Source organism: Dactylosporangium sp. NPDC050588 (genome assembly GCF_040654975.1).
In the GTDB taxonomy this organism is placed as follows: domain Bacteria; phylum Actinomycetota; class Actinomycetes; order Mycobacteriales; family Micromonosporaceae; genus Dactylosporangium; species Dactylosporangium maewongense.
The window spans coordinates 38,177-50,773 of the sequence record NZ_JBFAJA010000006.1 but is presented as its reverse complement, the minus strand read 5'-3'; the positions used below and the strand labels follow the sequence as shown (position 1 = coordinate 50,773).

13 protein-coding genes are annotated in these 12,597 nt (G+C 71.6%); 6 read left to right on the top strand and 7 right to left on the bottom strand.

Translation table 11 applies throughout. The annotated features are described in order from the left end of the window. Window positions 1–5: 5 nt before the first annotated feature. Window positions 6–590, bottom strand: a complete 585-nt coding sequence (locus tag AB0I21_RS05255; RefSeq protein ID WP_360559179.1) for a hypothetical protein — start codon at window positions 588–590, stop codon at window positions 6–8. A 215-nt stretch (window positions 591–805) separates the two neighbouring features. On the opposite strand from AB0I21_RS05255, the gene AB0I21_RS05250 reads away from it, so the two are divergent. Both AB0I21_RS05250 and AB0I21_RS05245 read left to right on the top strand, forming a co-directional pair. Then, window positions 806–1,345, top strand: a complete 540-nt coding sequence (locus AB0I21_RS05250; protein ID WP_360559178.1) for a peptidylprolyl isomerase — start codon at window positions 806–808, stop codon at window positions 1,343–1,345. A gap of 23 nt (window positions 1,346–1,368) precedes the next feature. Further along, window positions 1,369–2,334 (top strand): rhomboid family intramembrane serine protease, encoded by a 966-nt coding sequence (locus tag AB0I21_RS05245; protein ID WP_360559177.1) that lies wholly within the window; start codon window positions 1,369–1,371, stop codon window positions 2,332–2,334. Here the strand turns inward: AB0I21_RS05245 and AB0I21_RS05240 are convergent. After that, window positions 2,331–2,945 (bottom strand): TetR/AcrR family transcriptional regulator, encoded by a 615-nt coding sequence (locus AB0I21_RS05240; RefSeq protein WP_344500852.1) that lies wholly within the window; start codon window positions 2,943–2,945, stop codon window positions 2,331–2,333. The genes AB0I21_RS05245 and AB0I21_RS05240 overlap by 4 nt on opposite strands. A gap of 73 nt (window positions 2,946–3,018) precedes the next feature. Between AB0I21_RS05240 and AB0I21_RS05235 the strand changes: the two genes are divergently transcribed. The 3 genes from AB0I21_RS05235 to AB0I21_RS05225 are packed head-to-tail and all read left to right on the top strand — an operon-like array spanning window position 3,019 to window position 6,277. Next, window positions 3,019–3,474: an SCP2 sterol-binding domain-containing protein gene (locus AB0I21_RS05235; protein WP_360559176.1), complete on the top strand. Its 456-nt coding sequence runs from the start codon at window positions 3,019–3,021 to the stop codon at window positions 3,472–3,474. Between the two features lie 11 nt (window positions 3,475–3,485). Continuing rightward, entirely contained in the window at window positions 3,486–4,700 is a 1,215-nt protein-coding gene (locus tag AB0I21_RS05230) for an acyl-CoA dehydrogenase family protein (RefSeq protein ID WP_360559175.1), read from the top strand. Between the two features lie 29 nt (window positions 4,701–4,729). Then, the gene (locus AB0I21_RS05225; protein WP_360559174.1) at window positions 4,730–6,277 is read left to right on the top strand and encodes an AMP-binding protein; all 1,548 of its coding nucleotides are present in this window, start codon (window positions 4,730–4,732) and stop codon (window positions 6,275–6,277) included. 50 nt (window positions 6,278–6,327) lie between these two features. Here the strand turns inward: AB0I21_RS05225 and AB0I21_RS05220 are convergent, their stop codons facing one another. From AB0I21_RS05220 to AB0I21_RS05200, 5 genes are all read right to left on the bottom strand, one after another. Further along, on the bottom strand, window positions 6,328–7,506 hold the full coding sequence (locus tag AB0I21_RS05220; protein WP_360559173.1) for a hypothetical protein: 1,179 nt from the start codon (window positions 7,504–7,506) through the stop codon (window positions 6,328–6,330). Window positions 7,507–7,681: 175 nt separating this feature from the next. Further along, complete coding sequence (locus AB0I21_RS05215; protein ID WP_360559172.1) at window positions 7,682–8,494, bottom strand: hypothetical protein; 813 nt, start codon at window positions 8,492–8,494, stop codon at window positions 7,682–7,684. After that, complete coding sequence (locus AB0I21_RS05210; RefSeq protein WP_360559171.1) at window positions 8,485–8,976, bottom strand: SigE family RNA polymerase sigma factor; 492 nt, start codon at window positions 8,974–8,976, stop codon at window positions 8,485–8,487. The genes AB0I21_RS05215 and AB0I21_RS05210 overlap by 10 nt, the downstream gene beginning before the upstream one ends. 60 nt (window positions 8,977–9,036) lie before the next feature. Then, the gene (gene purD / locus AB0I21_RS05205; protein WP_360559170.1) at window positions 9,037–10,284 is read right to left on the bottom strand and encodes a phosphoribosylamine--glycine ligase; all 1,248 of its coding nucleotides are present in this window, start codon (window positions 10,282–10,284) and stop codon (window positions 9,037–9,039) included. A gap of 8 nt (window positions 10,285–10,292) precedes the next feature. Next, window positions 10,293–11,579: an adenylosuccinate synthase gene (locus AB0I21_RS05200; protein WP_360559169.1), complete on the bottom strand. Its 1,287-nt coding sequence runs from the start codon at window positions 11,577–11,579 to the stop codon at window positions 10,293–10,295. Window positions 11,580–11,668: 89 nt separating this feature from the next. On the opposite strand from AB0I21_RS05200, the gene AB0I21_RS05195 reads away from it, so the two are divergent. After that, entirely contained in the window at window positions 11,669–12,553 is an 885-nt protein-coding gene (locus tag AB0I21_RS05195) for a diacylglycerol kinase family protein (protein ID WP_360559168.1), read from the top strand. Window positions 12,554–12,597 lie beyond the last annotated feature (44 nt).

The following is a 12,597-nucleotide window of genomic DNA, read 5'->3' as shown; positions in this document are numbered from 1 at the left end:
TCACGTCAGGACCGGCTGTTCTTCGACGCCGCCTGCGGCATCGGGTGCTTCTCGTACTCGCCACTGCCCGCGGGGCCCGTGTTGGCGCTCTTGCTGCCGATCAGGTCCGAGGCGCGGTCCTTGGCCGCCTCGCCCATCGTCTTGGCCTTGTCGATCCCCGCATCCATCGTGGACTTCGCCGAGTCGAGCATCGAGCCGGTGTCGCTGGTGGTCCGGGTCGAGCCGTATTCGTCCCAGGCCTGGTTGGCCCGGCGACGCCGCATCAGGGCGGTGGCGGCGCCGACCGCCGCGCCCGCCATCAGCAGGCCACCGATGGTCATCGGCCAGCGGCGACCGGTGCGGCTCTCCTTCTTCATCATCTTCTTTTTCCCCTTGCGCCCCATCTTCTCGGCCTGCTTGCTCGCCTGGAGCGAACGTTCGCGGGCGATGACGAGGACGGTCCCCGCCGCGCCGCTGGCCTTCGCGAGGCCCGGCTTGACCGCCTTGCGGGCGTATTCGACGCGCGGCGCCAAGGCACCCGAAGCGCCATCGGCTGCGTGCGCTGCGGCCATCCGCAGGTGGCCCAGGCTTTCGCCGAGCTCCTCCTGCATGAGACGACGGTGCGTCTTGACCTCACGACGTCCAAACACTTGCTCCACCTCCATGGCCGCGAAACCTCGTCCTCCCCGGGTTACCCAGGCAGAACATTCCGAACCGGTCCGCTGTTGGCCATCCTGCCGCGTGCGAGCGGCCCGCACACCCGGATCCGCCAGAATCCGCATCCGATACCGTGATGACGGAATGTCACCAAAGAAAGGGAGAACTGGTGGCCGAGCAACTGTTCGCGACGCTGCACACCAACGTCGGCGCCATCCGGCTGGAGCTGTTCCCCAACCACGCCCCGAAGACGGTTCGCAACTTCGTGGAGCTCGCCGAGGGCAGCAAGGAATACACCGACCCGCGCACGGGCGAGCCCGGCAAGGGCCCGTACTACAACGGCGTCATCTTCCACCGCGTGATCGACGGCTTCATGATCCAGGGTGGTGACCCGACGGGCACCGGCACCGGCGGTCCGGGCTACAACTTCAACGACGAGATCCACCCCGAGCTGCACTTCAACCGGCCGTTCCTGCTGGCCATGGCCAACGCGGGCGTCCGTTTCGGCCAGGGCACCAACGGCTCGCAGTTCTTCATCACCCTCGGCCCGACGCCGCACCTCAACGGCAAGCACACGATCTTCGGCGAGGTCGTCGACGACGACTCGAAGAAGGTCGTGCAGCAGATCGGCAGCACGCAGACCGGCCAGATGGACCGGCCCCGCCAGGACATCGTGATCGAGCGGGTGGACATCGAACGGGTCTCATAGGAGGCCTGGCTAATCTTGTCTGCATGACTCAGCCGCCGGCGAACGTGGTCCCTCACTGCTACCGGCACCCTGACCGCGAGACGTATGTCCGGTGCACCCGCTGCGACCGGCCGATCTGCCCGAATTGCATGAATGAGGCGTCGGTCGGTTTCCAGTGCCCGGAGTGCGTCCGCGAGGGTGCCAGGACGCAGCGTCCCGCCCGGACCGCGTTCGGCGGCGGCACGGAAGGTGCCGTCGGTGCGGTCACGATCACGCTGATCGTGATCAACGTGCTGGTGTTCCTCGCCGGTGTGATCAGCTCCGGCAGCGCCCAGTCGATCGCGGGCGGTGGCATGGGCGGGCTGCTCGGTGGCGGCACGCCGCTGCACGAGTGGGGCTCGCTGGTCACCTACAACTCGCGGCAGATCAGCGCCACCGAGGCGCAGATCATCCCCGGCGGCATGATCGACGGCGACTACTACCGCCTCTTCACCTCGATGTTCCTGCACTACGGCGTCTTCCACCTGCTGATGAACATGTGGGCGCTGTGGGTGTTGGGCCGCCCCCTGGAGGCGATGCTCGGCCGGGCCCGGTTCGCCGCGCTCTACCTGGTGGCGGGGTTCGGCGGCAGCGTCGCGGTCTACCTGTTCTCCAACCCGCTCTCGCAGACCGCGGGTGCGTCGGGCGCGATCTTCGGGCTGTTCGCCGCGCTGATCATCGTGCTGCGCAAGATGCGGCGCAGCGTCGCCGGGATCCTGCCGGTGCTGGTGCTCAACCTGGTCCTGACGTTCAGCATCGACGGCATCTCGATCGCCGGGCACCTCGGTGGCATGGTGGCCGGCGCGGCCGCGGCCGCCGGGCTGGCGTATGCGCCGCGGCAGCACCGCTCCCTGATCCAGTCGGGGGCGCTCGTCGCCGTCGTGGCCGTGCTGGCGGTCCTGACCGTGGTGCACACCGCCGGGCTGATGCCCACCGGCGACTACGTCACCCAGCTGAACGGCGGCAACTAGGCGCGCCAGACGCGGCCCTGCAGGAGCGAGTCGGCCCCGACCCAGACGAAGTTCATCATGCGCGTCGCGGTGTGGTCGGGGTCCTCCTCCTCGTGGTCGGCGAGCCAGTCGGCGAGGGACTCCGCGGCGCCGACGTAGGCGTAGGCCATCGCGGTGAAGTCGCCCGGGCGGCCCGGCACCTCCGCGGCCGTGGCGGCGCTCTCCAGCAGCCCGGCGACGACCTCGACGATCCTCGCCCGCATCCCGGCGAGCTCGCCCGCGAAGTGCGGCTCGCTGCGGGCCTGCCGGTAGAGCACCCGCCAGCCGTCCCGGTGCGCCCCGACGAAGGTGAAGAACGCCCGCAACCCGTGCCACAGCTGCTCGTCGGGGCGGGCCGCGGGCAGTACACCTGCCGCCACCGCCTCCATGAGCCTGGTCGCCTCCCGGTGCAGGCACGCGACGAACAGTTCGTCCTTCGTGCCGAGGTATGCGTAGACCATCGGCTTGGAGATGCCGGCGACCTCCGCGATCTCGTCCATCGACGCGGCGTGGAAGCCATGCTTGGAGAAGACCTGCACCGCGGCGTCGAGCATCTGCTGCTCACGCACCACGCGCGGAAGTCGTTTCAGCATCTTGTCACCTTACCTACTCGTGCGTAAGGTTACGCATCAGTAGCTTATTTCAAAGGACGAAGGGCACACCGACATGGCCGACCTCGACGCCCTGGGCGACTTCAACTCCGTCGACCCCAAGCAGTTCGCGCAGCTGGTGAAGGGCGCCTCCGACGCCCAGCTCGGCGAGCTCATGGCGGGCCCGCAGCGCAAGGCGATCCTCGACACCATCTTCTCCCGCTTCCCCGAGCTCTTCCGTGCCGACCGGGCCGGCGCGACCAACGCGATCATCCACTGGACGATCACCGGCGCGCCCGACGGCGGCGCCGAGACCTACGAGCTGGTCATCGCCAACGGCACCTGCGTGCTCTCGCCGAGCGCCGACCAGGAGCCGAAGCTCGCGATCACCGTCGGCCCGGTCGACTTCCTCAAGGTCGTCTCCGGCGCCGGCAACCCCATGATGATGTTCATGACCGGCAAGCTCAAGGCCAAGGGCGACCTGGGCCTGGCCGCCAACATCGCGAACCTGTTCGACATCCCGAAGGCCTGAGGCAGCGCCCCATGCCCGAGTTCTCGCTCGACCTGAACGAGGAGCAGCGGGATCTCCGCGACTGGGTGCACGGCTTCGCAGCCGACGTCGTGCGCCCGGCCGCCGCGGAGTGGGATGCCCGCGAGGAGACCCCCTGGCCGGTGATCCAGGAGGCGGCGAAGATCGGCCTGTATGGCTTCGAGTTCCTCGCCAACACCTGGGGCGACCCGACCGGCCTGTCGTTGTGCCTGGCGTCCGAGGAGCTCTTCTGGGGCGACGCCGGCATCGGCATGGCGATCTTCGGCACCAGCCTGGCGGTCGCCGCGATCTACGCCTCCGGCACGCCCGACCAGATGCTCGAGTGGGTGCCGCAGTGCTTCGGCGACGCCGCCGACCCGAAGGTCGCGGCGTTCTGCACCACCGAGCCGGAGGCCGGATCCGACGTCGGCTCGATGAAGACCCGCGCGCGGTACGACGAAGCGACGGACGAGTGGGTCATCAGCGGGCAGAAGGCCTACGCGACCAACGGCGGCATCGCCGATGTCCACGTCGTGACGGCCAGCGTGGAGCCCGAGCTGGGGTCCCGCGGGCAGGCGGCGTTCGTCGTGCCCCCCGGTACAGTGGGATTGAACGGCAGCAAGAAGCTCAAGAAGCTCGGCCTGCGCGCCTCACACACCGCCGACGTGTTCCTCGACGACGTGCGGGTGCCCGGCCGGTGCCTGCTCGGCGGCAAGGACGCCCTTGACGCCCGGCTCGCCCGCGCCCGCGAGGGCCGCAAGGCGCAGGGGCAGGCCGCGATGCGCACGTTCGAGCTGTCCCGGCCGGCGGTCGGGGCGCAGGCGCTCGGTGTGGCCCGCGCCGCGTACGAGTACGCGCTGGAGTATGCCAAGGGGCGGGTGCAGTTCGGCCGGCCGATCATCGAGAACCAGGCGATCGCGTTCACCCTCGCCGACATGCGCATGGAGATCGACGCCGCCCGCCTGCTGGTGTGGCGGGCCGCCTGGATGGGGCGCAACAACCGCCCGTTCGAGGCCGGCGAGGGCTCGATGAGCAAGCTCAAGGCCGGCGAGGTCGCCGTCGCGACGACCGAGAAGGCCGTGCAGATCCTCGGCGGGGCCGGCTTCCTGCGGGAGCACCCGGTCGAGCGCTGGTTCCGCGACGCGAAGATCTACACGATCTTCGAGGGGACCAGCGAGATCCAGCGCCTGGTCGTCGCCCGCGCGATCTCGGGCACCTACATCCGGTAACTCCCCCCCTTCGACAGGCCGGAGGAGCCATGGACACCCCCTTCATCCTCCGCACGATGGCCGGCCGGAAACTGCTCAACCCCGGCCGGCCCACGCGGATCGTCCGGCAGCTCAACGCCCTGCGTCGCTGGGGCTTCGGGCTGTACGGCGAGATGCGTTCGACCGCGGCCCGCGACCCCGACCGGGTCGCGGTCGTCGACGAGGACCGGCAGCTCACGTACGCCGAGCTCGACCTGCGGGTCCGCCGCCTCGCCAACGCCCTGCGCGCCGAGCACGGGGTGCGCGCCGGCGACCGGATCGGCCTGCTGTGCAACAACTCCGTCGGCATGGTCGAGGCGATGCTCGCCCTGATCGCGCTCGGCGCGCAGGCCGTCCTGGTCAACACCGGCCTCGGCGACTCCCAGCTGGAGGCCGTCGCGCACGACCAGTCGCTGGCCCTGCTGATCCACGACGACGACCTGCTGGGGATGCTCGCCGCGGTGCCGCCGAACCTGCCGCGACTGGCGATGTCCAAGACCGCCGGGCTCATCCACCGGGCGCCCTCCGCCGAGCTGGAGCCGCCCGCGGCCGCCGGCTCGGTGGTGGTGCTGACGTCCGGCACGACCGGCGCGCCGAAGGGCGCGCGGCGCCGCAACCCGTCGGGCCTCGGGCCGCTCGCGTCGGTGGTGTCACGGATCCCGCTCTACGCCGGCGAGCGGATCTTCGTCGCCGCGCCGCTGTTCCACACCTGGGGGCTGGCCGCGCTGCAGCTGTGCCTGGCGCTGCGCGGCACGATCGTGGTCGCGCGCCGCTTCACCCCGCAGTCGACGGTGGCCGCGGTCGGCGCCACCGGGTGCACCTCGCTCTTCGCCGTGCCGGTGATGCTGCAACGCCTCCTGGAGGCGCCCGCACCCATGCCGACGCTGCGGGTCGTGGCCACCTCGGGCTCGGCGCTGACCGGCCCCCTCGCGTCACGTTTCATGGAGGTGTACGGGCCGGTGCTGTACAACCTGTATGGCTCCACCGAGGCCTCCTGGGCGTCGATCGCCACCCCCGACGAGCTGCGGGACGCCCCCGGCACCGCGGGTCGCCCACCGCGCGGCACCCGGGTCGCGATCCTCTCCGACAGCGGCACCGAGCTGCCGACCGGCGTCATCGGGCGGATCTTCGTCGGCAACGACATGCTCTTCGAGGGCTACACCAACGGCACCGGCCGCGAGTCCCACGGCGACCTGCTGGCCACCGGCGACCTCGGCCACCTCAACGCCGACGGCCTGCTCTTCGTCGACGGCCGCGAGGACGACATGGTCATCTCCGGCGGCGAGAACGTCTACCCGGGCTCCGTCGAGGACGTCATCGCCGAGCTGCCGCAGGTCCGCGAGGTCGCCGTCGCCGGCGTGCCGGACGAGGAGTTCGGCCAGCGGCTCGCCGCGTGGATCGCCCTGCACGACGGCGAGTACGTCGACCCGGAGGCGGTGCGCGAATACGTCCGGCACCGCCTCGCCCGCTTCTCGGTCCCGCGCGACGTGTACTTCGTCGCCGCCCTGCCCCGCAACGCCACCGGCAAGGTCGTCCGCCGCCGCCTCTTCGGCGACTGAACCGCGCCCGGGTGCGGTCCCCCGTTTGTCGACCGCACGCGGGCGCGGGTTCACGGCAGGAGCGGCTGGGCCGGCTGGGCCTTCAGCGTCGACAGGTTCTTGACCAGGTACGCGGTCGCGACCCCGGCCGTGGACACCGTCCAGATGACCGGGTTGCCGTCCGCGTCCTGGGTCAGCTGCACCGACGCGGCATCCGGGTGCCAGTCCGTGGCCAGCCGGTGGTCCGTGTAGTGCAGGGTCGTGCCGTCGTAGGTGACCGACGTCCACAGGTGCACCGCGCCCGTGGACCCGTTCCACAGCAGCAGCGCGGTGCCGCTGGGCAGCAGCTTCGACGCGATCCGCCACGACTCCCAGTCGGTGCCGCCCGCCGGCGTGGCCAGCGGCGTCGGGTTGGGCATGTAGTAGGCGCCGGTGCCGTTGAAGTTGGGGTAGTAGTCGAGGGTGTAGCCCGAGCCCGGGGCGCCGACGATGCCGAACAGGTCGGGATAGGCGAAGCCCGAGGCGGCGCTGTCGTAGGCGTTGGCGACCGCGATCGGGTTGTTGCCGTCGAGGTCCGACATGGTGCCGGCGTACAGCATCGTGGCCCCGGTGACGTCGAGCGGGCCGCCGTCGTCGAGGCTCGGCACGATCATGGCAAGCCCCGCGTTGGGGCCGGTCGGGTAGAACACGAACACGTCGTTGAAGCTCGTGCCGGTGAACCGGCCGGAGATGACCTGCACGCCGTCGAAGTCAGGTGCGGGCCAGTAGGACAGGCCCGCGATGCCCGCCGCCGGGGTGCGCAGCCCACCGCGCTGCGCGCGGCCGGCGGCGAGCCACACGCCCTGCGGCAGCCCGGTCGCCGGCCCGGCGGTCAGCAGGTCCGGCCGGCCGTCGCCGGTCAGGTCCTGGTCGGCGAAGGGCGGCGGGTACGCGGCGTTGAAGAAGATCGTGGTGGTGTCGGTGAACGTGCCGTCCGGCTCGACGGCCGTGACCGCGCGCGTGCTGGTGGCGACCCGGGTGGGCGCCCCGGAGTTGAGCTGATACACGAACGCCGCCGGGACCGGGCCGCCGGCCGGCTCGGCGAAGCGGAACTTCCCCTTCACGCCGACGGTGAACGACGTGCTGACCGCGGTCACCGTCGGCGCGGCCGGCGGGACCGTCACGGCCGTCGCGGCGGGCGCGACCACGACCTGCGCCAGCACCAGTGCGGCGCCGGCCACGGCCGCCCCCAGCAGCGGGTGTCTTCTCATGGGTTCCTCCCCGTCAGGCACACCGGGACGGGTGTGCAGCACTGACACGCCGGCCGCGTCGGGAGGTTGCACTACTGGCGAGACTTTTCGCGGCGATCATCTGCGCTGCTGCCGACCCCAGGATCTGAGTGGTGCACCTCGATGGCCGTCACGCAGGACCTCGTGCAGGCTCGACTCAGGGGTAGAGCGTCAAGGCGGGGTTCATGACCAGGTCGATGAGCTGCTGCTCGGTGAGCGGCGTCGGCCGGTCGGGGGTCCTGGCGCGGGTCAGGGCGAGCAGCTGCACGCCGTCGGGGCGCACGGCCCAGACGTCGATGCCGTAGCCGCTCTTCAGGTCGTTGCGGACGAGGAGCTCGGCGCCGGACACCGTGGCGGTCCGGCAGTTCGCTCCGACGATCGCGCACTGCTCGACGGCGAAGGCGCGGAACTGCGCGGGGGTCTGCTCGGCGGCCACGAAATGGATCGACACGACACCGGCGCCGACGTTGAACCCGGCGGAGTAGCCGAGCTGCGGGCCCCCGTCCTTCATCACCATCGCGGGCAGCGGGCTGCCGTCCCTGGCGTTGGTGAAGGTGGCGCCGGGCGCCATGCGGGGCAGCAGCGCGGTCAGCTCGTCGCTGAGCCGGGCGATCGCGGCGCCGCAGGACTCGGTCACCGGCACGAGCGGGTGCGGCGTGGCCTCCTCCTTGCTGGGGTATCCGGTCGGCACGACGACCGTGGGCGACGGCGTGACGCACACGCCCGGCGACCGAGTCGCGGTGGCCATCGCCGACGGCGGGGGCAGGCCGGGGCTCTGCCCGGACGGCTTCTGCGACAGGTACTGCGGCAGCGCGACGACGCCCGTCACGAGCACCGCGACCGAGAGGGCCGCGGCGACCGCCCGCACGCGGCGGACCCGGCGGTGCTCGCCGGTGATGAGCTGGTCGACGTCGATGCTGGTGGGTGGCGGGTCCTGGGTGGCGGCGTGCATGGCATGGGTCAGATCCACTGCGGGTCTCCCTCCGTAAGGCCGGCCCGCAGCGACTCCAGCGCGCGGGCGGCCTGGCTCTTGACGGTGCCCTCGCTGCAGCCGAGTGCCTGCGCGGTCTCCTCGACGGACAGGTCGCAGAAGTACCGCAGGACGAGCACGGCCCGGCGGCGCGGGGGCAGCCCGGCGAGAAGGGAGAGCACGTCCAGCCGCTGGTCGGCGTCCGGACCGGAGGCCGGGCGGTCCGGCAGGCGGTCGGTGGACGACTCGCGGCGCCAGGGGCGGCGGCGCTCGTCGAGCCAGGCGGACATGAGCATGCGCCGCACGTACGCGTCGGGATGCTCCATCCTCGACGCGCGTTTCCAGTGCCGCAGCAGCTTGACCAGCACGGTCGACGTCAGGTCGTCGGCCAGGTGCCAGTCGCCGCACAGCAGGTACGCGGTGCGGCGCAGGCGGTCCAGGTTGCCCGCGACGTAGTCGCGGTAGGCCTGCTCGGTCGGCATCCGTGCTCCCTCTCCGGTCGGGTTCACCGGGAGAACGGAGGCCGGCACGTGCGGGGTTGCCTAGGGGATCGAGATCCTGTCCTCGAGGGCGGCGAGGGCGATGTCGGTGCGGTGCTGGGCGCCGTCGAAGCTGATCGCGTCGACGAGCCGGTAGGCGGCCGCGCGGGCGTCGGCCAGGGTGTCGCCGGTCGCGGTGCAGGTGAGGACCCGCCCGCCCGCGGTGACCAGCGCGCCGTCCTCCGAGCGGGCGGTGCCGGCGTGGATGACACCGGGGACGCCGTCGGCGCCGGCGATGACGTCGCCCTTGCGGGCCGACTCCGGGTAGCCGGCGCTGGCCATGACCACGCAGACGGCCGAGCCGGGGCGCCACGCCAGCGGCGGGTCCTCGGCGAGCCGGCCGACGGCGGCGGCGTGCAGGACGCCGGCGAGCGGCGTTTCGAGGCGGGCCAGGACGACCTGGGTCTCCGGATCGCCGAAGCGGCAGTTGTACTCGATGACCTTCGGGCCCTGGGCGGTCAGCGCCAGCCCCACGTAGAGCACCCCCGTGAAGGGCGTGCCGCGCTTGCGCATCTCGGCCAGCGTGGGCTGCACCACCGCCACCATGACCTCGTCGACCAGGCCCGCGGGGGCCCAGGGCAGCGGCGAATACGCGCCCATCCCGCCGGTGTTGGGCCCGGTGTCGCCGTCGCCGATGCGCTTGAAGTCCTGGGCCGGCTGCAACGGCACGGCGGCGGTGCCGTCGGTGACGACGAAGAGGGAGACCTCGGGGCCGGCCAGGTACTCCTCGACGACGACCCGCCCGCAGGCGGCGCCGTGCGCGAGGGCCTCGTCGCGGCTCTCGGTGACGACGACGCCCTTGCCGGCGGCGAGACCGTCGTCCTTCACCACGTAGGGCGCGCCGAACGTGTCGAGCGCCTCCGCCAGCTCCTCGGGCGAGGTGCAGACGAACGAGCGGGCGGTGGGCACGCCCGCCGCCCGCATCACGTCCTTCGCGAACGCCTTCGAGCCCTCCAGCTGCGCGGCCGCCTGCGACGGGCCGAAGCAGGCGATGCCCTTCGCCCGGACCGCGTCGGCGACCCCCGCCACGAGCGGCGCCTCCGGGCCGACGACGACCAGGTCGACGCCGCGCTCGACGGCGAGGGCCGCGACCGCGTCCGGGTCGAGCGCGTCGACCCCCACGTTGGTCGCGATCGCGGCGGTGCCGGGGTTGCCCGGGGCGACGATCAGATCGGTCACGGCCGGGTCGGCAACCAGGGCGGCGGCGATGGCGTGTTCACGACCGCCGGAGCCGAGCAGGAGTACGCGCACGCGACAGATTAAAGCAGGCTGTGACGCACCACGTTCTCGTCACGCCCGGGACCCACCCCGACGATCGACACCCGGGTGCCGGCGAGCTCCTCGATCCGCTCGATGTAGCGCTGCGCGTTGGCCGGCAGGTCGGCGAACTCGCGCGCCTTCGAGATGTCCTCCCACCAGCCGGGGAGCTCCTCGTAGACCGGGGTGGCGTGGTGGAACTCGGTCTGCGTCATCGGCATCTCGTCGGTGCGCTTGCCGTCCACCTCGTAGGCCACGCAGAGCGGGACCTTCTCCAGGCCGGAGAGCACGTCGAGCTTGGTAACGACCAGATCGGTGATGCCGTTGAGCCTGGTGGCGTACTTGGCGACGACCGCGTCGTACCAGCCGGTGCGGCGCTCCCGGCCGGTCGTCGTGCCGTACTCCCGGCCGATCTTGCGCAGGTGCACGCCGAAGTCGTCGAACAGCTCGGTCGGGAACGGGCCGGAGCCGACCCGCGTCGTGTAGGCCTTCGTCACGCCGATGACCTGCGTGATCGCGGTCGGCGGCACACCCGCGCCGACGCAGGCGCCGCCCGCGGTCGGGTTGGACGACGTCACGAACGGATACGTGCCGTGGTCCATGTCGAGCATCGTCGCCTGAGCGCCCTCGAGCAGGACCGTCCGGCCCTCCTCCAGGCCCTTCCACAGCACCTGACGGGTGTCGGTGATGTAGGGCCGCAGGCGCTCCGCGTAGGTCAGGTACTCCTCGACCGTCGCGTCGACGTCGATCTCCTTGCGGTTGTACACCTTGAAGAGGACCTGGTTGCGCTCGCGCAGCACGATCTCGAGCTTCTTGCGCAGGATGCCCGGGTCGAGCAGGTCCTGGACGCGGATGCCCATGCGGGCGACCTTGTCGCCATAGGCCGGGCCGATGCCACGGCCGGTCGTGCCGATCCGGGACGAGCCGAGGTAGCGCTCCACGACCCGGTCCAGGGCCCGGTGATGCGGCATGATGAGGTGTGCGTCACCCGATATCATCAGGCGGGACACATCGACGCCGCGCTCGGCGAGACCGTCGATCTCGACCAGCAGCACCTTCGGGTCGATGACCACCCCGTTGCCGATGACGATCGCCGCGTTGGGCCACAGTGCCCCTGACGGCATGAGGTGCAGGGCGAATTTCTGCCCGTCCGGCGTCACCACGGTGTGACCCGCGTTGTTGCCGCCGGAGTAGCGCACGACGTAGTCGACGTCGCCGCCAATCATGTCGGTAACCTTGCCCTTGCCCTCGTCGCCCCACTGAGCGCCGATGAGCACGATCGCTGGCATCGTCTGTTGCCCTCTCCAAAGGGTCGGGCGCCCCAGCGGGTCGCCCGGGGTGCCAGGCTAACAACCGCGTGAAAGGCAGGTTGACAACGGTGGTCGACGTGGTGGTGCTCGCGCTGGGCGAAGGCAGCTCCTGCGGCTGCGATGGCGGCGCGTGCGGCACGCGTACCCCTATTCTTGCCTGCCGCGACGCGCTGCGCACAGCAAGCGCCCAGGTCGAGACGGTCGTCGCACACACCGACGCGGAGATCGACGCGGCGCTGAAGGCCCTGCCGGACGTGCGGCTCGTCGTGGCGACCGCCGCCGACGGCCAGCTCCGCGCGGTCATGCGGCGGCTGGTCCGGATGTACGCCCCGGCGCCCAGCAAGCGGGCACTGTCGGAGGAGGTCATCCCCGACGACCGGACGCTGCCGGACCTGCCGCCGGTCGGCATCCTGCCGCTCGGCCCCGACTCCACGGACCTCGTGACCCGCCTCGGCCTGCCCCGCAACCCCGCCGACGTGGCCGCCGCCGTCCTCGGTGGCAACACCCGCCGCCTGGACCTGCTGCGCAACGACGGCGGCGGGGTCACCCTCGACGGCGTCCTGGTCGGCGGGGTCGACGCGAGCGGCTCGGCCAGCACGTTCCTCGCCCGGGTCGAGGTCGACGACGCCGTCCTCGCCGACGGCACCGAGCCCGTGCTCATGTCGGTGGTGGCCAACGCTTCGCGGTATGCGACGGTCGACGGCCTCCCGCTGGTCCTGTCGCCCTCCGTGGACGACGGCGTCCTGGACGTGGCGGTGGCGGTGCCGCGGGCATCCAGGTCGCTCTTCCGCCGGCCCCGCGTCGAGATCGAGGTCCGCCGCGCGCACGGCCGGGCGGTCGCCATCACCCCCCGCACCGAGATCCCCTTCGTCGACGACGGCGCCGAGGGCACCCTCACGCGGAAGCGCTCGTGGTGGATGGAGCGCGCGGCCTGGGCCGTGTACGTCCCCTAAGCGTCTCCTTCGCATACGGTGCCGACTCGCATACGGTGGGGGAG